Here is a 20,551-nt window from a genome sequence, read left to right as displayed (position 1 = left end):
GACTAATCGAGTTTGACACCGCTAATCGTACTTTTTGGGCTTGGTATCATATACAAGGATGTCATATGGAAAACGTCAATCAAGCCGAATTTTGGCAGCAGCGTTATGAGGCTGGAAGCATACAATGGGATATGGGACAGGTATCGCCACCGCTCAAAGCCTATATTGACCAATTGCCTGAATCGGCTAAAGACCAAGCCATTTTGGTGCCAGGTGCAGGTAATGCTTACGAAGTTGGCTACCTGCATGAGCAGGGTTTTACCAATGTCACTTTGGTTGATTTTGCCCCTGCGCCGATTAAGGATTTCTCTGAGCGCTATCCTGACTTTCCTGATGAGCATTTAATTTGCGCGGACTTTTTTAACTTATCCCCTGAGCAATATCAGTTTGACTGGATACTCGAGCAGACGTTTTTTTGTGCGATAAATCCGTCACGCCGTAATGAGTATGTAAAGCAGATGGCAACACTGCTAAAGCCTCAAGGTAAATTAATGGGTCTGTTGTTTAATGTTGATTTTGGACGCCAAGAACCACCTTTTGGTGGCACGAGAGATGAGTATCAACAACGTTTTGAAACTCATTTTGATATTGAAATAATGGAGACGAGCTACAACTCGCATCCTGCACGGCAGGGAAGTGAGTTGTTTATTAAGCTCTTAGCAAAGTAGCAAATTAACTTCGAGCTTAATGTTATCCCGAGCTTGTGCTTCTAACTGCTCATAGTAATAGTTAGTAAGATACAGTCTAGGATGCGCTAAGAGTCCATTTAATACCGCCATTCGTCCAATACGGTAATCTGCAAGCGGAACATGCATGTATTCTTGACGTATGACTTTTGCATAATGTTCATACTCAGGCCAAGACGCACCCAAAATACTCAGGTCCATGTCTAGCAAATAAGCGGCATCATTGCTTTTGTCAGGGTTCGCCAACTTATCAAGCTGATGATTGGCGGTCATCATGATAAGCGCATAGATATACTGGCATTGTTCAGCGCTCAGATAATGGCCTAGCGCTTCAGCGGCATACTCTGCACTTTTTAGCTCATTATCCGCACGTGTTGGCTCGTATATCACATCATGATAGTACAGTGCCAAGGCGATAATATGTGGCTCACTAAGCTCACGCTTAATCTGTTCGAACTGCTCAAACAATTGCTGAAGGTGGCTTAAGGTATGATAAGCGCGCTGCGTTTCGTTATAACGAACAGCGATATCTTGCCAGAGCGCATTAACTTTCGCTGGCTCGATATCGCTATTAATAGCAGATAAGTGCAGGGCAAAACGATTGCCAAGATCAGAATTTATTAGCAGCATCTTCAAATGCCTGTTTAAACACCTTGCCGAGTAAATTTACATCATCGACACGAGCGTAATTTAAACGCGTAACGAAGGCGATATGACGATGTGGTCCTTTCTCTGCTAGCGGTACAGCGACTGCATTTTGATTCTCTAGATGCAGCTGATCTAACGCCATCTCTGGCACTAACGTCGTACCCATATTGGCAAGTGCCATCTGGATAAGCGTGTTTAAGCTGGCATCAGAAAAACTTGATTTCATCTCTGCACGATCAAAGTGACAGACAGATAATGTCTGATCAGTTAGGCAATGTCCTTCACCCAGCAGCATAAGATTGGCAGTCGCTAGCTCATCGGAATTAATGGTTTCAAGCTTGGCATGCACATCATCTTTTGGGAATACTGCAAAGAAATCCTCGCTCCAAAACTCAAAGCTATGTAAGCCATCTACTGCATAGGGTAGCGCAATGATGGCAGTATCAATATGACCGTAGCGCACTTGTTCAAGCAGGCGTTCAGTTTGTTGCTCAACGATGGTCATACGAAATTCTGGATAGTGCTTTCGTAGCGCAGGCAGTACTTTAGGCAATAGGTAAGGCGCAATCGTTGGAATGATGCCTACCGTCATTGGGTAAGCAAGCGGCGTTTGATGGCTGTGCGCGCGCGTGGTCAAATCGCTCACTTCAGAAAATATCCGCTGCGCTCGCGTCAAGATATCTTGCCCGATAGGGGTAATGAGTACCTGTTTGTTATTACGCTCAAAAATCTGTGTATCAAGCTGCTTCTCTAACTCTGCGATACCCAAGCTCAATGCAGACTGTGAAATATTACAATCTTCAGCAGCACGTTTGAAATGACGGTGTTTAGCAACGGCTAAGGCAAATTCAAGCTGACGTAAGGTAATCATAGAGTCTCTCTTTCATTAGGTTTTTAACGCAGTTTTATGCTTGTTCAATGAGTATACGATAGCAGTTTACCGATAGTACACTGATGATTAAAATTAGAGAGAATAGTTTAACAAGTTTAATAAAACAAAACATCACATTAAAAACTTTTAACTGGATTAACCATAGGATTCGCGTATAGTTTGTCTTGTAACCCAGATAGTTAAAGGGTTAATAGAAAAATTTAATAATAAACATCAACTACCTCAACAACAATCAATTAAATAAGGAGCCAATCATGGCGTCTATTATCAATCAAGAAATCCCAGAGTTTTCAGCAGAAGCGTTTGTAAACGGTGAGTTTAAAACCATCACTTCAGACGACGTTAAAGGCGGCTGGGCTATCTTTATGTTCTACCCAGCAGATTTCACGTTTGTTTGCCCAACTGAGCTAGAAGACATGGCAGCTCAGTACGAAGAGCTTAAAGGCTTAGGCGTAGAAGTATACTCAGTATCTACTGACACTCATTTCACGCACAAAGCATGGCATGATTCTTCAGAAGCGATTGGCAAAGTAACTTTCCCAATGATTGGTGATCCAACTGGTCGTATCACTCGCGGTTTCAATGTCATGATCGAAGAAGCAGGTCTAGCTGAGCGTGGTACTTTCGTTGTAGACCCAGACGGCAAGATTCAAGTTGCTGAAATACATGCTGGTGGTATCGGCCGTAGTGCAAAAGATATGGTTCGTAAGGTTAAAGCAGCACAGTATGTACGTGATAACGACGGCGAAGTTTGCCCAGCAGCTTGGGAACAAGGTCAAGAAACACTTAAGCCAAGCCTAGACCTAGTAGGTAAGATCTAAGTATTACTTCGATTGAATGTTTAGATACTTGTAGTGTTGCACACAAAGTTTCATTTGGATAAACACTACAAATGAAGACCCCATCAGCATAAGTTGATGGGGTCTTTTTATACTGCTAAATAAGAAGTGTTTTTATTTTTATATCTTAATAACAAATGAAGCAATAACCAATGAAATGCTAAGCCTGAGATTCTAGTTTGTTTTTATCGATTATCTTATAAATTTCATCTTTTAAGTGCAGCTTTCGTCGCTTCATCTGCTCTATTTCGTCGTCACGGCTGGCATGCTTGACCAGGTCTTTGTCCAGTTGATTGATTTGCTGATCGAGCTGAGTGTGCTCGTCAAAAATACTGGCAAAATGGCTGTCTTTTTGCTTAAGTTCGGCAATAATCTCTCTGTTATCTTGCAACGTATCCGTCTTTCTCATGTTGTCATCCTTGTTATGAAGCGCAAGCTTACAATAAGCATCAGCGCATTGTCGTTAAGATTGCTGTGATGAATTGCTATGATTGTGAGACTTAGATTTTATTGAGCCAAACCGCTGGTTAACTTAATAGTGATAAGGCTCAATTGCAGCAGAAAGAACTTTAACAAACACTTTTAAAAGTCAATCTACCGATAGGTAAATAAGACTACTTCCTATTCACCTCATTCGATTGTAGCGAAAAAACACCCTCTATACTATGTTTATAATAGGACTATTACCACTTCATTGATTTGTATTTAATTTATTAAGTTGATTAATGATTGGTTTTATAAAACGTAAAGTTTGGGTTTATCAGCTTGCTGAAGCCCACGAAAGCTATGATAATAGGGACATCAAAGGGCAGAAGCCTACTACTTATACTGTTTTAGATAAAATTATTATTATTAAATAATCCATATTTGAACGCGCAATATGATAGTTGCCGTTACATATCCAATAATGATGGGGAACAAACATGATAGATCAAAGTTTATTAGATGCTGTTAAGAGCTATAGCGAAAATATGACTCGTCCAATTAGCTTCGTATTGGGTAGCGGTGAGCATCAAAAACGTGCAGAGCTGATTGATTTCTTATCCAAAATCGCTGGCACGACGGATAAGATTAATTTTGATGCAACAGCGAACGATGACAGCTTACCAAGTCCGATTAGCTTTGCAGTATTAAGCCACATCGATGACGAATTGACCGATACGGGTATCGTCTTTAGCGGTATCCCAGGTGGTCATGAGTTTACCTCACTTATCTTGGCAATATTGCAAGCAGGTGGTCATACGCTAAAACTGGATGAGGGTATTCAAAAACTCATTAAGCGTTTCAATAAGCCACTGCAGTTCCAAACTTACGTGTCGCTCTCTTGTCACAGTTGCCCAGAAGTTGTTCAAGCGTTGAACCAGTTTGCGCTACTAAACGATGACATCAGTAACGAGATGATTGATGGTGCCTTGTTTCAAGAGCAAGTAGAGGCTAATAAGATTCAAGGGGTACCAGCTGTATTTTTAAACGGTAAGCCATTTGCTAATGGTCTGATTGATACCGCCAAGCTCATCGAAAAGCTACAAGAACAATTCCCTGATTTGTTAGCAGAAACGGACGATGACGCTGAGCAGTTGGAGCAGCAAGATGTGACTATCATCGGCGCTGGTCCTGCTGGGGTTGCTGCGGCGATTTATACCGCACGTAAAGGCCTAAAAGTGACGATGGTTGCTGACCGCATTGGCGGACAGGTTAAAGATACGCAAGATATCGAAAACTTAATTTCTGTGCCATTGACGACAGGTACTGAACTGTCTGCTAACTTTGAAAAACACTTGCACGAGTACAATATCACGCTCAAAGAGCACGTCAGTGTCAAGGAAATCAGCGAGACTGAAGAAGAGAACTATGCCATCCATCTAAACACAGGTGAGACATTTGAGACTCGCAGTATTATCTTGGCGACTGGTGCGCAGTGGCGTAAGCTTGGTGTGCCGGGCGAAGAAGAAAACGTCGGTAAAGGTGTGGCCTACTGTGCGCACTGTGACGGTCCTTTCTTTAAAGATAAAGAAATTTCAGTCATCGGTGGCGGTAACTCAGGCGTCGAAGCAGCATTAGACCTAGCAGGTATCGTCAAGCACGTGACTGTGCTTGAGTTCGCAGATGAGTTAAAAGCGGATCAGGTATTGATTAACAAAGCCAAAGAAAAAGCCAATATCGAATTTATTACCAGTGCAGCGACGCAAGAGATTAAAGCCACTGATGGTAAAGTGACTTCTATCGTTTATCAAGATCGCAGCACAGGTAAGACTCATGAGCGTGACTTGGCAGGGGTATTCGTACAGATTGGTCTAGTACCAAATACTGAGTTTATCAAAGGCTTTGTAGATTTAAACCGTTTTGGTGAGATTGAGATTGATGAGCGTTGCCGTACCGATCGACAAGGTATCTTTGCTTGTGGTGACGTGACGACGGTACCCTTTAAGCAGATTAATATTGCGATGGGGGAAGGTTCGAAAGCCGCATTATCAGCGTTTGAATATTTAGTTATGCAATAAGCCGCTCTTTATTTTAGCTAAAAGCCACCTCTTTTGAGGTGGCTTTTTTGTCAGATATCATCAGCTCTTATTTCGAATCAAAGCAATAACTGGAATGGCAATAATATACATCAGCACGCCATAGATAGCAGCAGGTAATGCAATGGCAGGCAGGGAAGCCGTCGTGCCCATAATAATCGGTGCTAAGGTAATTGCTGTGGTGCTATTTTGAATGCTGGTCTCGATCGAAATGGTTTTGGTATCAAACCAACTGAGCCTTAATACTCTGGATATTACGATACTGATCGCAAATAAAACCAGGATAATGACGACGAGATAAAGTCCAATATCTGCGATTTGCGACTGTACTAACGACCAGTTAGATGCGATGGCTGCAAAAACAATCAATACGAAAAATACGCTGGCTAAACCATTTAGGATACTGCTTCTACGTACCATAAAATCAGTGAATTTGTAGCGAGCAAGCATACCAAGAGTAACGGGTAAAGTCGTTAATAAAAACATTACAACCCCAATTTTTACCGCGCTAATAGAGCCGGCTTGGTCTTGCATAAAGTGGTTAAAAGCTAACGTGATTAAGATGGGCAAAGTAACGACTGACAATAAACTGACCACACCAGTAAGCGCGACTGACAGTGCCACATTACCTTTGGCGTAATAGGTGAGCATATTACTGGTCACGCCACCTGGGCAAAAACTGATCAGCATGATGCCAAAAGCAATCACCGGTGGTGGCGACATAAGCATGACAACGGCGAGTGCCACCAAAGGCACAAAAAGTACCTGGTTTACTAAGCCTATAAAAAAAGCTTTGGGATGATTGACGATTACCTTGAAGTCACTGGGTTTTAGCCCCGTCCCTAAGGTAAACATAATGTAGGCGAGAGCCAGTGGGAGTAAAGCCAGCGCAGTATTACTCATGAAACATTCCTTGTAAAAAAGAAAGTCAGATTAGAATGACTTTTCAAATCGATCACATTCCTTGTGATGGTAGGGTCTTAGTGGTGCTCAGCAGGTGTTCTTAAACATCACAAAGCCCATATATTGATATGGGCTAAACTATTAAACAATATCTTAAATTACTTTACGTCTCAAAAATATCAGTCGTCTAGCAAATCCATGCGCTTCGCCGCTTCATAGATACCCGTTGAGCGATTGCCCGTACGGCAAAATATGAGCATTGGCTGCTCGGCTTGATTAAAGAAATCCGCGAATTCTTCGACGTGATTTTGATTGAGCTCGCTACCTGCAAATGATATTTCTTTATAAGCAAGGCCTGCTTCTTTAGCAGCCGCTTCGATATCAGCGCTGGTTGGCTGTCCAGGCTCTTCACCATCAGGACGATTGTTGATGATGGTTTTAAAGCCGTTTTCGGCAATCATAGGTACTTGATCAGGGGTGATTTGTCCAGTGATGCTAACTTGATGGCTCATAGGAGCTCCTTTTTTAGAATGATTTATTGAATGTAGTTGGTGTCTGTTTAAGATGTTACTTTCTCGGATACATTATTTTTTGAGACACATTGTTTCTTAACAGATACTGTTCTTGAGATACGCTATTTCTTAACAGAAACGGTTTTTGACACCCATTGTTTTAAGCTAAATATATAAACGTTATAACAAGCCTTGCATCAACGCACTTTGATACAGCAGTTTAGCGCGTGCACCGGTACCACAAAACATTAATATAGGTTTGGGTGCAGTGCGATAAAAATCAGCAAATTGTTGCACAGTCATCATGCTTAGGCGCTCATCGTCAAAAGGGAGATGACGATAAGTTAGGTTCGCTTGCTCGGTAGCCGTGGCAAAATCACAGCTGTTAGGTTGGGTGTCAATTTCAGCGTCAGGACGAATATTGAGCACTGAGCGATAGCCAAGCTCTGCAATTTTGATACATTGGCTTGGATAAATTTGCTTATAGATCGTTATATCATCGGTCATAAATAGATTCAATTGAGTTTGTTAAAGTGCATTTATTAAAGAAGGTTTATCAATACAATAAGCTAGCATAACACAGGCTCTATCATAGCGATATTTTGTTATAGACAACAACAGTGATTGACGGTTTAGCGTACTAACAAAGCATTCGTTAGCTATGTTTTAATGCATTAATTTAATGCATTGACGGCATCTAAAGTGCTGAGGTAGACCTGTCCTGATAGCTCGGTAATTAAAGGGGTGTGTCCAATGACATCCATGACTGGGCCTTTCACGAAGCTAAAGTGTAAACGCTTGTCTTGCAGCGCTAGCTCTTGATTGAGTGTGCTCAACATCTCTTGCGCAGTCAGGTCGATATGATTGACTGCTGACATAATTAGGATAAGTTCATTCGCATCTGGATACTGCTGCAAAGCATTTAAAATACGCAGGTGCACTGACTCACTATTACCAAAGAATAGACTCTCATCGATACGCAATAATAATAAATTATTAAAGGTCACTACGTCATGACGATTAATATTGCGAAAGTGCCCCGTACCGCCCAGCTGTCCGACGATGGCGACATGTGGCTTACTCGATTGCCAAATAAGGCTGGCGAATGACACCATCAGGCCGATGACCAATCCCGTATTTAACCCAAATATCAGCACACCTGCAAACGCCGCCATAAAGCTTGCACCATCTAAGCGATCACGCTGCCAAGCAGACTTTAACGTGTCAATATCGATTAGCCCAATGATTGAGGCCATGATAGTGGCGCCAAGTAGCGCATAGGGTAGTGGGGCAAGCGCATTGCCAAATGCGATCAGCGCAGCAATCATCACCAGCACCGTCACAAGACTGGCCACTGGGGTTTTGGCACCTGAATCGACATTGATAGCGGTGCGCGAAAAGCCACCTGCGACCGCAAAACTCTGAAACAGTCCACCAGAGAGGTTTGCCAGTCCAAGTCCGGTCAGCTCTCGATTGGCATCAAAACTCTCACCACGTAGCCGAGCATAAGTGCTAGCGACCGAGCTACTGGACACAAAGATAATAAGCGCCATCAGTCCTGCGGTCGGTAACAGCTTGAGCGCCTCTTGAACATCTGGCACATGAGGTAGTGTAAAGCTCGGTAGCCCTTGCGGAATACTACCGATGGTCGCGACTCCAAGCGCACTCCAATTCAATGCCATACTGAGTACAATCGCGATACCAAGTAAGATAAGTGGGAATAAGCGCTCCGCCCATTTGGCATAAGACGATGACAGCCAAGTGCGCCATACCCATTTGCTCGCGTAGCGGTTCGCAACCAAGAGCGCAAAGGCAATAATACCGATGAGCAAGGTCAGTGGATGCAGTTGGCGCGCATACATCTGCATGGTCGTCAGATAACCGATTAAGCTGCTGCCAGCGATTGGAATGTGAGTTAAGTACTTAAGCTGGCTGACGAAGATTAGAACGGCGGCACCGCTCACAAATCCAGCCGAAACCCCGCGACTGATAAACTGCATAATCCAGCCGAGCTTTAATCGCCCCGCAATCCAGAGCAGCGCTCCTACCATCAGCGCCAATAGACTTGCCATCAACGCGTACTGCTCAGTCCCTTGCTCAGCGTAAGGCAGCAGGCTACTGGCAGTCATGATAGCGGTGATAGCGACGGGTCCGACAGCTTGTACATTACTAGAGCCAAGCCATGCGTAAACGATGACAGGCACGATGGCTGCATATAAGCCATAAACAGGTGGTAACCCTGCGAGCACGGCGTAGCCTAAGCTTTGCGGTATCACCAATACGCCGACTACAAGCCCCGCTATGACATCAGTCGGTAATGCAGCCAGCCGGTATTGGCGCAGCCAAGTAGGAATCAGACGAGCGGCGATAGAGGGCATATCAATACGTCATCACAATAGAGGGTATTATTACGTGTAAGAGTTAGGCGAGCACTGTATTAGTCTGCTTTGGCACAAAAGCGTTGATACAGTAGCTCTAGTACGGCTAAGGCATCGTCGCTTGCGATACTGTAGTAAATTTGCTTGCCTTCGCGGCGTGTCGTGACCAGCTCATCCTTACGTAGGATGCCCAGCTGCTGCGATAAGCTAGGCTGTCCAACACCGACCAAGCTTTCAAGCTCACCGACACAGTATTCACCTTGAGTCAGCTGACAGAGGAGTAATAAGCGATCGGGATGCGAGAGCGATTTTAATAATTGGCTGGCTTGCATGGATGCTTGTTGCATTTGCTTAGCAAGGTCTATCGGTGCAAAGTCGGCTGAGTTAGCTGGAATATCATCGCTAGTGTTGTGGGTAGATGTACCCAATGCTGAAGTAGAGGTAGTCAGAGTGAGCTCCTTATGTAATAGGGCGATAGAGTTCGAAATATGATTAAAAATATAGTTAATTATCAATGATATTGTAAATTATAGCAAGTTATCATTAATTACATTATATAAATTGATAAATTGTATGGTAGTTGCTATATTGGTTGTCATGGACAAGTCGTCAATATATTTAAATATTATATACGACTGAATATTATACTTTAGGGTTATTTAAGGATTAAAACGTTCTGATTATAGAACGCTCATATAATTAAGTATTTATATAACTAAAAAATCCGTATTAAAACATTCATATAAGAGCAGAGAGGCAGCCATGCAAGTTCATTCTTTCTTACATAGCGACACCGAGACTTATACGCACGTACTCGCAGACGTTCAGCAAAAGTTGTGTGCCATTATCGATCCGGTATTGGATTTTGATTCCAAATCTGGCAGCACGGGTACCAACAGCATTGATGAAGTCATTGAGTTTGTACGTGAGCATGGTTGGGAGCTGGTCTATATCATCGAGACCCATGCGCATGCGGATCATTTATCGGCTGCTATCCATGCCAAAGAAACACTTGGTGGACAATTAGTCATCGGTCAGCATATCACCGAAGTACAAAAAATATTTAAGCAGATTTTTAACTTCAATACCAGTTTTCGCACTGATGCCAGTCAGTTTGATATTTTGACAGATGACGGTGAGACATTAGCGCTTGGTAGTATTACCATTACTGCGATGTATGTGCCGGGTCATACGCGTGCGGACATGGCTTATATCGCTGCTGATGAAGAAAAAACAGTCGTCTTCGTTGGAGATACATTGTTTGCACCTGATGTGGGTACAGCGCGTTGTGACTTCCCAGGTGGTGATGCCAAAACACTGTATCACTCAATCCAAAAACTGTTGGCGCTCCCTGAGGATACGATCATGTATCTGTGTCATGACTATCCGAGTAAGGGTCGTAAGCATTGCCCGACGACTACGGTTGCGGCACAAAAGATGGGCAATATCCATGTGAAAGACGGTATCAATGAAGCAGAGTTTGTGCAAATGCGTGAACGTCGTGATGCCACGCTTCAGATGCCGCGCCTAATTATTCCATCAGTCCAAGTCAATATCGATGCTGGTCACTTTCCACAGCCAGAAGACAACGGTATTCGTTATCTGAAAGTACCAATTAACGCACTTGGATACGGCGTCCGTTGAGACAGCAACTGGAAAAAGTGAAAGCTAGAGTAAGTAGCAGCTGGAATTAGTTACAGCATTACGCAAGGACAGTATGAGCACAATCTATAAAAATGCTAGTCTGTACGGTAACTACCTGACTAGCTCGTTTATCTACTATTAAGCGATAGCGCTTAAGGAGCTAACCATGAAAACAAATATCGGAAGTACTGAAAGATTACTACGTGTTATGGCTGGTATCGTAATTATCGCCCTAGGTATGTATTATGGCAGCTGGTGGGGTGTGGTTGGTTTGATACCTCTATTGACAGGGTTGTTTCGCTTTTGCCCCTTGTATAAAATGCTTGGCATGAACACTTGCAAGCGTTAAACGGCTACTGCATCATAAACAAATGAAGAAACATAAAATGAGCAAGTAATAAACAAGTATACGTATAGACACTGCTATTAACGAGTGTCCTTTTGGATAGGAATTCTATAATGAGTGAGCAAAACTCTCATCTGGTATGTCCGCATTGCCAAGCGACCAATCGCGTGCCAGCTGAAAGACTGAGTGCTGCACCAAAATGCGGTAAATGTAGTCAGCCGTTATTGACTGCTAATCCTCATGAGCTAACCACGCAAACAGCCAGTAAAGTCATTCAAAAAAACGACGTACTAACCATCGTTGATTTTTGGGCGAGCTGGTGTCAGCCTTGTATTATGATGGCGCCAGAGTTTAAGACCGCTGCTAGCCAGTTGCCGCAAGTCGTGTTTGCCAAATTACAGACTGACAAATATGAGCAAGCGGCAGCACCTTACAATATTCGCAGCTTGCCGACGATGGTGGCTTTTAAAAATGGTAAAGAAATCGCGCGTCAGTCAGGCGCATTACCAAGCCATCAAATCGTTCAGTGGGTGCAAAGCTTAAATTCTTAATGTCAGATTGAGCTATTGCTCATTATGATTAGATAACAAAAAGCCAATACGTTAATCGCGTATTGGCTTTTTTTGGGTGTCGATAATACTTTGATAATTAAAGTAGCTTCTTACTTAATCTTATTCACCATAAATCTTCACGCCATTGACGAAGCTACAGCGTTGGATACGGGCAGATTGAACAATCGCGTCACGCTCGCCGTAAAGCCGTGATAATTTCGCGTCACGGGCTTTGGTATTGTTGCTTTTGCCAACCCCAAAGCTGATATTAGGAGAGATGCCCCAGCGTCCAGCAGAAATGCCAACACCCACACCTGAAGCAGACAAAGATGATTGTTGATTACGAGCCGCTTCAACATAACGGTTTACACGAGTGTATTCTTGGCTGAGAGCTTGGCAGTCATAGTTCTGATAGGTGCTTGGCGGTACATACTGCGGCGTGATATTGCCGGTAGAGGCGCAGCCTGAGAGACCAAAAATGCCAGCTGATGCTAGTAGTGTCGCTGCAGTAAGAGTTTTCATAGTGGCTCCATAAGGCTAAGTGATTGTATTTGCAGTTATTGTACTCTTAATAGACATACTTTCAATGATTATCACTTTAAGTACTGTACGATTTAAGATAGCAAAAACGATAATATTAAGATATTGAAAAATATGTTGGTTATTGAGTATTAATCAATAACTGGCTGACATTTACTTAGTCTTCAGTCAACGTTAAATGTCTATCAGAATAAGTTTGCAGGCTTGGCAAAGGCGAGTATTACGATACCAATGTATGCAATCGCCGCGATAAGAACACCGGCCTTTCTCTGGACAAGCGTTGCATGGTTATTAAAGGCTTTTATACTAGAGCTGATAGCAGCAACCAGTAGGATTATTTTGGCAAATACCCACTGCACAGGGGCGTTTGCACTCATCAGCTGCATCAGCATGATTGCCCCTGATACAATGACCAAGGCGTATATAACATGTGTGGCTATCTTTACTGCACGTGGCGCTCTTCTATTGGCACTTAATACCAGATAGCTTTGATATAAAAACAGTACAATGGTTAGCACTGCCATCAGCATATGTAAATGTTTCATTGAATATCGTTCCCTCTAAAGTTATAGCCATAAAGCGTATTTATTTCGTCTAATTATTATTGAGATTGCTGATTACTTGTTTTGTCCAGCACATAAGGGGCTATCAGGGCTTTGACCTTGCCACTCTATTGGTGTATAGGCATGAATAGCCAGAGCATGCACTTGACCGCCTTGTGAGGTCAGTAGCGGTGTAACCAGCCCATATATTACTTGATGGCGTCCAACCAAGCGCTTGCCTTCAAAGGCATCACTCACGATGGTCAGTTTAAAGTGGCTCTCTTTACCTTCAAAATAACCTGCATGATTCATTGATTCATTAATCAGTTCGATATGCTGCGGTTGTAAAGCCTGTAGCTCAGCGTTCAGAGCATCAGCAGTAGGTGTGGTACTCATAACAATCCTTTAATCAGAAATAATATATGGTACTCATTATAGCAGACGCTGCTAGCAGTACAGAGCGCTATTAAACTAGATATGTTTACTAAGAAATACCGCTTCTGAAGCACACAATTTCTAACGGCTATAACTTATAAATGCGATCATTTCTCAGTGTAAAAGTCTATTGACCAGAGGCTTTTACACTGAGAATAAAAAAAGCAGAGCGCAACACTTGGTTTGCACTCTGCTTTATATTTCATAAGGCCTATTCAAAAGACAACGTTCAAAAACACCTGTTTAACGACGTGACTTTTGATATAGCGGCATTACTTTAGGCATCAATGCCTGCAACTCAGCGATACGATTGCTACTGGTTGGGTGAGTACTTAAGAACTGTGGTGGCTCACCTTGGCTGGCGCGTTGCATTTTTTGCCACAAGCTAATAGAGGCTTGTGGGTTGTAGCCTGCGCGTGCCATCAGCTCAAGACCAATTTGATCGGCTTCCGCTTCTTGTGTACGACTGTGCGGACGACTTAGACCTAAGTCACCAGCCATGTTTGCTAGCTGCGCCTGACCTTGTGATAGACCGAAGATACTAGCTGCCACACCGATACCCGTTTGGGTCGCGTATTCACGTGAGATGCGTTCACGTGAATGCTCGCGCAGCGCGTGTGACATCTCATGACCCATAATGGCAGCAATCTCATCGTCGGTTAGGTTCAAGCGATCGATAATGCCTGAGTAAAACATAATCTTACCGCCTGGCATGACAAAAGCGTTCAGCTGGTCGGACTTGATGGTATGTACTTCCCATTGCCACTTCGCAGCATCTGGACGATAGACGCCCACTTGACCGATTAAGCGATTGGAGATGTTTTTTAAGCGATTAAGCTGGGCTTTATTGGTATCAAGCAATCCGCGAGCTTTTGCTTCTTGCATTGTCTTCGCATAACTTTGCGCTGACAGTTGTAATACTTGCTCGTTTGATACCAGTAATAGCTGCTGACGGTCAACACCAACGGCGCCAGTACTCGTAGTGCTTGTGCAGCCAGTCAATGCAAGTGCCGACAATGAAGCAGCCATCACGGTAGTGGTCAGTAATTTTTTCATAATAAACATCCTCGCTGTAAATGATAAAAAGTGAAGTTGAACAAATTGGTGGTTTATAGCCGTAATTATCTCAAAGGTAAGTGGCTTATAAAAAATCCACTTATAATGTGTCCATTTAAAAAAGTAGCCGACACATGATAGAGAACAGGGTGAGTCGTTATTTATGTTTTTATGTTACCTGTATATCTACTATTTCATCGGTTATAACTACCCAGTTCCTTCAAATAAGTTGTACCAAAATATTCAGCTGTAACCAATAAATAGAATTCTACTCGAACTATTATTAGGCATAAGTATAATAATGTTACCACGTCAAAACAAAGGTAGAAAAAGTAACAATACACCCTATGATTGTAAGTGAGCAGTTTGAACTCAGCATAAAGTGACGTTTATCTAGCGAATATTATGCATAAATATGACGTTCGCTAGTGGTTGTGCTATTAAAGAGTCGTTGAGTCATGACTTAGTCATCATTAAACCTGAATGATTGGCTCCAAATATTGATGTACTGACTGCTTAAAGGTAACAGCAGTCTTAAAATCTGAATTTTACTATAAATAGTTAGCAGGTTTTTAACAGTAATAGTTGTTGTCAAATCAATCGCTTATACTCATACTCGCAGTATTTAGAGGGATAATACAAATAATTTGGCAATAAATGTGAAAAAAGATATTGACACACGCAGAATATTTGCTAAAATAGCCAGCCTATCGAGACGTAGTAGTTGTTAACAACATTGCGATTTGATATTTAGCGGGAATAGCTCAGTGGTAGAGCATAACCTTGCCAAGGTTGGGGTCGAGAGTTCGAATCTCTTTTCCCGCTCCAAATATGGCTCTCTAAGAGCACTAAAGCCTCACTTCATTGTGGGGCTTTTTTTATGCCTAAAATTTATAACGCTAATTTATAACATTCTTAGCTGTTGGAACAAGGCGATGTCCTTATAATGACTGCACTGGTTGTAAATTAGCGATTACAAATGACGGTCAATTTGTCACATCAAAATACGCCAAACCACGCATACTTATTAAACTGTTGATATAGAATCGACGAACGGTTTATAGCGAGTATAAATAACTATTATAAGGAATGAGTATGCCTGAATTTAAACCTAAAGCATTTAATGAGTTGTTTGATTTGTCTGGCAAAGTAGCGGTCGTGACGGGTGGTGCCAATGGTATTGGTAAAGCAACAGCACTGCGCCTAGCACAAGCGGGCGCAAACATCGTCATTGCTGATCTAAAACTAGAGGATGCTGAGACAGCCGTTAAAGATATCAAAAAACATGGTGTGCAGGCACTAGCGGTTGAGTGTAATATTTTAAAAGATGACGACCTAGTCGGCATGGTAGAAAAGGTGGTTGCTGAATTCGGCACTATCAACATATTGATTAATAATGCTGGCGGCGGGGGCGGTGGTCGTGAAAACCCTTCGAAGATATCAGTTGACGATATCCGCCGTGATTTTGAATTGAACGTTTTTAGTGGCTGGCGTCTTTGTCAGTTGTGCGTGCCATACATGAAAGAGTCAGGTTATGGCTCCATTGTGTTTACCACTTCCATGTCGAGTATTAATAAAAGCCCAAATATGAGTGGTTATGCAGGATCAAAAGCAGCTGTTAATCACATGGTGGCAAACTTGGCACATGACTTTGGCCCTGAAGTACGTATCAATGCAGTTGGTCCTGGCGCAACGCGCACGGCTGCGCTAGAGAGTGTATTGACGCTTGAGATTGAAGAGAAGATGCTAGCACATACGCCTATTAAGCGTTTAGGTGAAGCCGATGATATCGCTGGTGCAATGTTGTATTTCGCCTCGCCAGTATCGAATTGGGTGAGTGGTCAAACGTTGTTTGTAAATGGCGGCGGTGTGCAAACTTTAGATTAATATTAATCAGATAAAAGTAGTGAAGTTCAAAGTATTAAAATCAAACCATCATCTGACCTTTGACTAGCTAATGGTTTTCTATTATAAGAATATTCTCACAAAAAAAGCCGAGCAATATGCTTGGCTTTTTTCTATACAATGACCAGCAAACAAGTTTATTGGCAAATTACTTCTTCATGGATAGTGCTACAGTCTTATTGCCTATCCAATTGACCCAACTGACGGGGAAAAAACGCAGCTGTAATCTAATTAAATTTGCCATTACGCCTGGTACCACTAGGAACTCTCGGTTTTCCACGCCTTTTAGCATGGATTTAACCGCATCTTCAATTTTGAGCTCGCCTGCTAGCTTTTTCATACCGATGCCTGCATCTGCCATGACACCGACCTCAGCTTGTGTCAGGGGGGTATCTATCGGCGGCGGCGCAAAGACAGTGATATCGATACCCAATGGTTTCCATTCAAAGCTTATCGACTGCATCATGCCCCAGATGGCAAACTTCGACGCACTATAAGAGCTGTAACCATAACTGCCTGTAAAAGAGGCCATGGAAGCGGTGACCATGACCTGATCGCCACGTGATAAAAACGGACGTACGGCGGCCAATACGTTGCGAGTGCCGAATAAATTGATATTCATAACACGCTCAAACTGCTCTTGGCTCATATCATCGAATGTCCAAGGTCCTGTAATTCCTACAAAATGCATCAAGATGTCAGGCGATAGACTTTCAGCAGCTGTCGCCATCTGCTGGCTGGTCATATCAGCATCGGTCACATCTAACTGATAGGTTGCAATTGAAGCGTCATTTTTATTCATATCTTGCAAGGTTGATAGCACCTCAGCAAGCGATTGCACATCAAACAGTACCAGGTTTGAACCTTGTTTGATGAGCTGCTTGGCAGTTTCAAACCCGATGCCAGAAGCTGCGCCAGTGATGTAAACCGTCTTATTGCTAAAATAATCCATTAGGCACCTTCCTTCTGCAATGAGCGGCTTTTTGCCGATTTTTTCTGTAAGCTGCCAAACTTGGCTTCACCGATGAGATGGCTGACTTTATGACCAGGAATTAACCAGTAAGGGGTTGCTTCACTGCTTGAGGCACAGTTAGGAAAATCAGGATTTTTAGAAGGGCCGGCGATGGTTTTTTCAACGACCATCGAGATATATTGCTCATTGCTGCCTTCTAGTGTGTTGCCGTTTAGGATAACTTCCATACCTGTGTCTTTGGCATAGCGGCGGATTGCGTTTACTTTCGAATTCATCGGTGCATAAGCATCTGCGCCCACGCCATTCTCTGAAGTGACCCGTATGCCATCTGGTACGCGCGCGACTAGTGAGTGGTTGCCCTCGGTATGACCTGGGGTATGTACCAGTGCCAAACCTTCGCCTAACTGGATACTGCCAGTAAATTTAATCACTTTTCCAGGGTCGACACCTTCAATTCCGTTGGGGCAATACCAATCCGCTTGAACGGGCAGTAGAGCAGTGGTGCTTAACCATTCTTGTTCATGAACCAAGATTTTGGCATTAGGAAAGTAGGCAGCGGTATCTTTACCGCCTGTATTTTTAGTGCCAAGCCAGCGGCGTATATCTTGGGTATGTAGATGGTCGTAGCTGATATAGTCAACATCTTCTGGCGCCAATCCAACTTCGGCTAATGCGCCAGCCACATCACGAATGATGGGGGCGACTACATTTTCAAGAGGCGACCAGTTAGGCATCTTATCCGTTAAGCGTTTAAAAAAAGGTGTTTCTCGGTCTGCTTCGATATCAGAGGGAGAGAACAGCAAGGTTTTTAATTCACCCAAATAATCATGGTATTGGATGATAAAAATGCGATTGAGAATGTGGATATAAGGAAATTTATAGGTACTTTGCGTATAGACGCCACTATAAGCGTACCACGTTGGGTAGGGCACGCGCACCATATCTGCACTTTGGTAAAACTGTACAGGCGGCTCGTCCATAAAGCGTTCTCTGAAGGCGCTTGCTTGTTTGCGCGCCGCTTTTAGACGCTCTTGAGGTAATGGGCTTTGACGAATGTCATCGAACTCTTTGATGGCCTTCATACCTAACGATGATAAATCCATGATGCATTTCCTTATGACTGATGGATGTTTTAAAATAATACTAACAGTATTGTTTTAAGGTTTATAGCGACTTTAAAAAACTGCTCAGCTTTATAAATTAGGGCATATCAAAACTCATCCCAATAAGGGTTATCACCAAAGCGCTCAGCGATAAAGTCAATTAGATAACGGCAGCGCTGCGATAAAAATCGGTTTTTTGGATACACCGCATAGGCATTGAGTGTGGGTAATTGATACTGCTGAAGAATAGGCACCAGCTCACCTTTTGCCAGTCTTTTATAAGCGATAAAGGTTGGAATAAAAACAATACCTTGACCTTTTACAGCTAAGTCCACCAAGAACTCCCCATTGGTCGCTTTGATTTTGGCATCAATAGTATGGCTGTGTTTTTTCCCTTGCGCATCCGTTAGAGTCAGCGTGCTTGTTTTGCCGAGACCATATTGCAAGAACTCATGTTCTGTTAAGTCTTCTAAGGTTTCAGGTGTTCCTGTTTTTTTTAAATACTCGGGGCTGGCACAAAGTGCATAACGAATGAGAGCCAAGCGTTTGGCTTGATAACTGGAGTCTTGTAGCTCTCTGATACGAATGGCAAGCTCATATCCTTCTTCTATCAAATCAACATGCCGATCAGAAAAATCGAGCTCAAAGTTCAAGTTGGGATGCTGATTGGCATACTCATCGATGACGTCGTTGAGATGCATCAAACCAAATGACAGCGGTGCCGTCATCTTCAGCGTACCTTCTATACGTGTAGGTGCGCCACTGGCTTGCTCATTCAAGGCATCTACTTCGCTCAGTATATGAGTGACTTGCTGATAATACTGCTCACCAGCTTGGGTCAAGTTAGATTGGCGTGTGGTGCGGCTAATTAATTGGCTGCCCAAACGTGTTTCAAGCTCCTTAAGGCGACGGCTGACCGCTGACTTGGCAATATTTAGTTGCTCCGCAGCTTTGGTGATACTACCGGCTTCGACAATGCGTACAAACATTGCCATGTCTTCTAGTTGTCCCATCCTAGCTACCTTATTATTGACGTTCTGATATAGGGTGTTTTGAGCATTATATAAGACTATCATTTGCCAAATGCTCTATTTACTGCTTTTATTTGCCCAGTTTTCTATTTATAGCATTTCTGATGAGGCATAAATATAAAAAGCAGGCTAGGTTATAAAACCTAGCCTGCTTCTATTGAATAATAGGATATTCAAACTGTCTTAAGCGGATGACTGACCCTTATTTAAGAGCAGCCTTTTTGCTGCCTTCTACCTGAACGACCAGTTTGATGTTTTTCATCATACCGCCATCTGTAAAGGTATTGATACCCCATTTGGTTCTGTCAATAGTGGTTTCAAAATCGCCACCACAAGCTTCAGCCTTCAAAAGCGGGTTTTCATAGCAGTTAAACTTAGTAGCCGTTAACGTCACTGGGTGAGTTTTATCAAGCAGAGTCAAGTCACCTTTGATGGCCTTAACTTTATCGCCATCAAACTGCCATTCGGTAGATTTAAAATATGCCGTTGGGTATTTTTCTACATTAAAAAAGTCAGCAGATTTTAAATGGCCGTCAAAGGTTTTGAGGCCAGTGCTCAAGCTACCCATAGGAATGGTGATGCCCACAAAGCCTTTTTTCTTTTCAGGGGCATACTCAAGAATGCCAGAAAGATTATAAAAACCACCAGCGTTGGTAGAAGTACCAAAGTGATCGACAGAAAAGCGTACCGCAGTATGATGCGGGTCAAGCTGGTAAGTGGCAGCGTTACCTAGTGTACTAACCATGCCAAGTGCACCGATAGCAGCAAAAGCAAGCGCGCGATTTGCTTGTTTAATAGATTTTAAAGTCATTATAAATCATCCTTTTTTAGGTAATTGAATTCAATAGGTGGATAGAGGCAAATATAACGCCATTTATATATCAGCTCAAAGAGTGATGGTAGTTCAAAGTACTTTTTAAGTATTCTTGTTAAGTATGGCTTATCTATCAGAATGCTAAGTTTAGCAAAAAAATAGGGTGTTTGATGCTAAAAACCATCAAAAAATGTGTCTTTCCGTTGCTTTTTGTATTTTTTGTGCAATCGAAAA

General features: G+C 42.8%; 23 protein-coding genes and 1 tRNA gene. 8 read left to right on the top strand and 16 right to left on the bottom strand.

Annotation, left to right across the window (positions count from 1 at the left end; translation table 11 throughout):
- Window positions 1-65: 65 nt before the first annotated feature.
- Window positions 66-668 (top strand): methyltransferase domain-containing protein, encoded by a 603-nt coding sequence (locus tag QL919_RS02145; protein ID WP_290187940.1) that lies wholly within the window; start codon window positions 66-68, stop codon window positions 666-668.
- On the opposite strand, the gene QL919_RS02140 is transcribed toward QL919_RS02145, so the two are convergent.
- Both QL919_RS02140 and QL919_RS02135 read right to left on the bottom strand, forming a co-directional pair.
- Window positions 657-1,316: a hypothetical protein gene (locus QL919_RS02140; protein ID WP_290187939.1), complete on the bottom strand. Its 660-nt coding sequence runs from the start codon at window positions 1,314-1,316 to the stop codon at window positions 657-659. The two genes, QL919_RS02145 and QL919_RS02140, sit on opposite strands and share 12 nt — an antisense overlap.
- Window positions 1,297-2,205: a hydrogen peroxide-inducible genes activator gene (locus QL919_RS02135; protein WP_290187938.1), complete on the bottom strand. Its 909-nt coding sequence runs from the start codon at window positions 2,203-2,205 to the stop codon at window positions 1,297-1,299. The genes QL919_RS02140 and QL919_RS02135 overlap by 20 nt, the downstream gene beginning before the upstream one ends.
- A gap of 275 nt (window positions 2,206-2,480) precedes the next feature.
- On the opposite strand from QL919_RS02135, the gene ahpC reads away from it, so the two are divergent.
- Window positions 2,481-3,047, top strand: coding sequence for an alkyl hydroperoxide reductase subunit C (gene ahpC, locus QL919_RS02130; RefSeq protein ID WP_290187937.1), 567 nt, complete (start codon window positions 2,481-2,483; stop codon window positions 3,045-3,047).
- 178 nt (window positions 3,048-3,225) lie between these two features.
- Here ahpC and QL919_RS02125 read toward each other — a convergent pair whose 3' ends face one another.
- Entirely contained in the window at window positions 3,226-3,474 is a 249-nt protein-coding gene (locus tag QL919_RS02125; RefSeq protein ID WP_290187936.1) for a DUF465 domain-containing protein, read from the bottom strand.
- Window positions 3,475-3,988: 514 nt separating this feature from the next.
- On the opposite strand from QL919_RS02125, the gene ahpF reads away from it, so the two are divergent.
- Entirely contained in the window at window positions 3,989-5,566 is a 1,578-nt protein-coding gene (ahpF, locus tag QL919_RS02120) for an alkyl hydroperoxide reductase subunit F (protein ID WP_290187935.1), read from the top strand.
- Window positions 5,567-5,626: 60 nt separating this feature from the next.
- Here ahpF and QL919_RS02115 read toward each other — a convergent pair whose 3' ends face one another.
- The 5 genes from QL919_RS02115 to QL919_RS02095 form a co-directional block, all read right to left on the bottom strand.
- Complete coding sequence (locus QL919_RS02115) at window positions 5,627-6,487, bottom strand: bile acid:sodium symporter family protein (RefSeq protein ID WP_290187934.1); 861 nt, start codon at window positions 6,485-6,487, stop codon at window positions 5,627-5,629.
- Window positions 6,488-6,666: 179 nt separating this feature from the next.
- On the bottom strand, window positions 6,667-6,999 hold the full coding sequence (locus tag QL919_RS02110; RefSeq protein WP_290187933.1) for a TIGR01244 family sulfur transferase: 333 nt from the start codon (window positions 6,997-6,999) through the stop codon (window positions 6,667-6,669).
- A 180-nt stretch (window positions 7,000-7,179) separates the two neighbouring features.
- Window positions 7,180-7,506 carry a sulfur transferase domain-containing protein gene (locus QL919_RS02105; protein ID WP_290187932.1) on the bottom strand — a complete coding sequence of 109 codons (327 nt, stop codon included), beginning with the start codon at window positions 7,504-7,506 and terminating at the stop codon, window positions 7,180-7,182.
- Window positions 7,507-7,673: 167 nt separating this feature from the next.
- A complete protein-coding gene (locus QL919_RS02100; protein ID WP_290187931.1) occupies window positions 7,674-9,377 on the bottom strand; it encodes a SulP family inorganic anion transporter in 1,704 nt (567 codons plus the stop codon).
- A gap of 59 nt (window positions 9,378-9,436) precedes the next feature.
- The gene (locus tag QL919_RS02095; RefSeq protein WP_290187979.1) at window positions 9,437-9,724 is read right to left on the bottom strand and encodes a metalloregulator ArsR/SmtB family transcription factor; all 288 of its coding nucleotides are present in this window, start codon (window positions 9,722-9,724) and stop codon (window positions 9,437-9,439) included.
- A gap of 415 nt (window positions 9,725-10,139) precedes the next feature.
- On the opposite strand from QL919_RS02095, the gene QL919_RS02090 reads away from it, so the two are divergent.
- The 3 genes from QL919_RS02090 to trxC all read left to right on the top strand — a co-directional run bounded on the left by QL919_RS02090 (window position 10,140) and on the right by trxC (window position 11,918).
- A complete protein-coding gene (locus QL919_RS02090) occupies window positions 10,140-11,021 on the top strand; it encodes an MBL fold metallo-hydrolase (RefSeq protein ID WP_290187930.1) in 882 nt (293 codons plus the stop codon).
- A gap of 166 nt (window positions 11,022-11,187) precedes the next feature.
- Entirely contained in the window at window positions 11,188-11,370 is a 183-nt protein-coding gene (locus tag QL919_RS02085) for a DUF2892 domain-containing protein (protein ID WP_290187929.1), read from the top strand.
- Window positions 11,371-11,480: 110 nt separating this feature from the next.
- Window positions 11,481-11,918, top strand: coding sequence for a thioredoxin TrxC (gene trxC / locus QL919_RS02080; RefSeq protein ID WP_290187928.1), 438 nt, complete (start codon window positions 11,481-11,483; stop codon window positions 11,916-11,918).
- A 120-nt stretch (window positions 11,919-12,038) separates the two neighbouring features.
- On the opposite strand, the gene QL919_RS02075 is transcribed toward trxC, so the two are convergent.
- The 4 genes from QL919_RS02075 to QL919_RS02060 form a co-directional block, all read right to left on the bottom strand.
- Complete coding sequence (locus tag QL919_RS02075; protein ID WP_290187927.1) at window positions 12,039-12,440, bottom strand: hypothetical protein; 402 nt, start codon at window positions 12,438-12,440, stop codon at window positions 12,039-12,041.
- A 203-nt stretch (window positions 12,441-12,643) separates the two neighbouring features.
- Window positions 12,644-13,003 (bottom strand): SirB2 family protein, encoded by a 360-nt coding sequence (locus tag QL919_RS02070; protein WP_290187926.1) that lies wholly within the window; start codon window positions 13,001-13,003, stop codon window positions 12,644-12,646.
- Between the two features lie 72 nt (window positions 13,004-13,075).
- On the bottom strand, window positions 13,076-13,396 hold the full coding sequence (locus QL919_RS02065; RefSeq protein ID WP_290187925.1) for a BolA family protein: 321 nt from the start codon (window positions 13,394-13,396) through the stop codon (window positions 13,076-13,078).
- A gap of 282 nt (window positions 13,397-13,678) precedes the next feature.
- Window positions 13,679-14,491, bottom strand: coding sequence for a M48 family metallopeptidase (locus QL919_RS02060; RefSeq protein WP_290187924.1), 813 nt, complete (start codon window positions 14,489-14,491; stop codon window positions 13,679-13,681).
- Between the two features lie 753 nt (window positions 14,492-15,244).
- On the opposite strand from QL919_RS02060, the gene QL919_RS02055 reads away from it, so the two are divergent.
- Together QL919_RS02055 and QL919_RS02050 are read left to right on the top strand one after the other, a co-directional pair.
- Window positions 15,245-15,319, top strand: a tRNA-Gly gene (locus QL919_RS02055).
- A gap of 267 nt (window positions 15,320-15,586) precedes the next feature.
- Window positions 15,587-16,378, top strand: a complete 792-nt coding sequence (locus QL919_RS02050) for a glucose 1-dehydrogenase (protein WP_290187923.1) — start codon at window positions 15,587-15,589, stop codon at window positions 16,376-16,378.
- Between the two features lie 166 nt (window positions 16,379-16,544).
- Here QL919_RS02050 and QL919_RS02045 read toward each other — a convergent pair whose 3' ends face one another.
- The 4 genes from QL919_RS02045 to QL919_RS02030 form a co-directional block, all read right to left on the bottom strand.
- Window positions 16,545-17,348, bottom strand: a complete 804-nt coding sequence (locus QL919_RS02045; RefSeq protein ID WP_290187922.1) for an SDR family NAD(P)-dependent oxidoreductase — start codon at window positions 17,346-17,348, stop codon at window positions 16,545-16,547.
- Entirely contained in the window at window positions 17,348-18,472 is a 1,125-nt protein-coding gene (locus QL919_RS02040; protein ID WP_290187921.1) for a hypothetical protein, read from the bottom strand. Before QL919_RS02040 ends, QL919_RS02045 begins: the two co-directional genes overlap by 1 nt.
- Before the next feature lie 107 nt (window positions 18,473-18,579).
- Window positions 18,580-19,485, bottom strand: a complete 906-nt coding sequence (locus tag QL919_RS02035; protein ID WP_290187920.1) for a LysR family transcriptional regulator — start codon at window positions 19,483-19,485, stop codon at window positions 18,580-18,582.
- A 220-nt stretch (window positions 19,486-19,705) separates the two neighbouring features.
- Window positions 19,706-20,314 (bottom strand): YceI family protein, encoded by a 609-nt coding sequence (locus tag QL919_RS02030; protein WP_290187919.1) that lies wholly within the window; start codon window positions 20,312-20,314, stop codon window positions 19,706-19,708.
- Window positions 20,315-20,551: the final 237 nt, after the last annotated feature.

Source organism: Psychrobacter sp. APC 3426 (genome assembly GCF_030408035.1).
Lineage (GTDB): Bacteria > Pseudomonadota > Gammaproteobacteria > Pseudomonadales > Moraxellaceae > Psychrobacter.
The sequence above is the reverse complement of the archived record's forward strand: the minus strand, read 5'-3'. Positions and strand labels throughout refer to the sequence as shown.

What these genes read in the sequence shown, in the direction of transcription:
- QL919_RS02145 (WP_290187940.1), top strand. Translation starts at nt 66, where the DNA reads ATGGAAAACGTCAATCAAGCCGAATTTTGGCAGCAGCGTTATGAGGCT.
- QL919_RS02140 (WP_290187939.1), bottom strand. Translation starts at nt 1,316, where the DNA reads ATGCTGCTAATAAATTCTGATCTTGGCAATCGTTTTGCCCTGCACTTA.
- QL919_RS02135 (WP_290187938.1), bottom strand. Translation starts at nt 2,205, where the DNA reads ATGATTACCTTACGTCAGCTTGAATTTGCCTTAGCCGTTGCTAAACAC.
- ahpC (WP_290187937.1), top strand. Translation starts at nt 2,481, where the DNA reads ATGGCGTCTATTATCAATCAAGAAATCCCAGAGTTTTCAGCAGAAGCG.
- QL919_RS02125 (WP_290187936.1), bottom strand. Translation starts at nt 3,474, where the DNA reads ATGAGAAAGACGGATACGTTGCAAGATAACAGAGAGATTATTGCCGAA.
- ahpF (WP_290187935.1), top strand. Translation starts at nt 3,989, where the DNA reads ATGATAGATCAAAGTTTATTAGATGCTGTTAAGAGCTATAGCGAAAAT.
- QL919_RS02115 (WP_290187934.1), bottom strand. Translation starts at nt 6,487, where the DNA reads ATGAGTAATACTGCGCTGGCTTTACTCCCACTGGCTCTCGCCTACATT.
- QL919_RS02110 (WP_290187933.1), bottom strand. Translation starts at nt 6,999, where the DNA reads ATGAGCCATCAAGTTAGCATCACTGGACAAATCACCCCTGATCAAGTA.
- QL919_RS02105 (WP_290187932.1), bottom strand. Translation starts at nt 7,506, where the DNA reads ATGACCGATGATATAACGATCTATAAGCAAATTTATCCAAGCCAATGT.
- QL919_RS02100 (WP_290187931.1), bottom strand. Translation starts at nt 9,377, where the DNA reads ATGCCCTCTATCGCCGCTCGTCTGATTCCTACTTGGCTGCGCCAATAC.
- QL919_RS02095 (WP_290187979.1), bottom strand. Translation starts at nt 9,724, where the DNA reads ATGCAACAAGCATCCATGCAAGCCAGCCAATTATTAAAATCGCTCTCG.
- QL919_RS02090 (WP_290187930.1), top strand. Translation starts at nt 10,140, where the DNA reads ATGCAAGTTCATTCTTTCTTACATAGCGACACCGAGACTTATACGCAC.
- QL919_RS02085 (WP_290187929.1), top strand. Translation starts at nt 11,188, where the DNA reads ATGAAAACAAATATCGGAAGTACTGAAAGATTACTACGTGTTATGGCT.
- trxC (WP_290187928.1), top strand. Translation starts at nt 11,481, where the DNA reads ATGAGTGAGCAAAACTCTCATCTGGTATGTCCGCATTGCCAAGCGACC.
- QL919_RS02075 (WP_290187927.1), bottom strand. Translation starts at nt 12,440, where the DNA reads ATGAAAACTCTTACTGCAGCGACACTACTAGCATCAGCTGGCATTTTT.
- QL919_RS02070 (WP_290187926.1), bottom strand. Translation starts at nt 13,003, where the DNA reads ATGAAACATTTACATATGCTGATGGCAGTGCTAACCATTGTACTGTTT.
- QL919_RS02065 (WP_290187925.1), bottom strand. Translation starts at nt 13,396, where the DNA reads ATGAGTACCACACCTACTGCTGATGCTCTGAACGCTGAGCTACAGGCT.
- QL919_RS02060 (WP_290187924.1), bottom strand. Translation starts at nt 14,491, where the DNA reads ATGAAAAAATTACTGACCACTACCGTGATGGCTGCTTCATTGTCGGCA.
- QL919_RS02050 (WP_290187923.1), top strand. Translation starts at nt 15,587, where the DNA reads ATGCCTGAATTTAAACCTAAAGCATTTAATGAGTTGTTTGATTTGTCT.
- QL919_RS02045 (WP_290187922.1), bottom strand. Translation starts at nt 17,348, where the DNA reads ATGGATTATTTTAGCAATAAGACGGTTTACATCACTGGCGCAGCTTCT.
- QL919_RS02040 (WP_290187921.1), bottom strand. Translation starts at nt 18,472, where the DNA reads ATGGATTTATCATCGTTAGGTATGAAGGCCATCAAAGAGTTCGATGAC.
- QL919_RS02035 (WP_290187920.1), bottom strand. Translation starts at nt 19,485, where the DNA reads ATGGGACAACTAGAAGACATGGCAATGTTTGTACGCATTGTCGAAGCC.
- QL919_RS02030 (WP_290187919.1), bottom strand. Translation starts at nt 20,314, where the DNA reads ATGACTTTAAAATCTATTAAACAAGCAAATCGCGCGCTTGCTTTTGCT.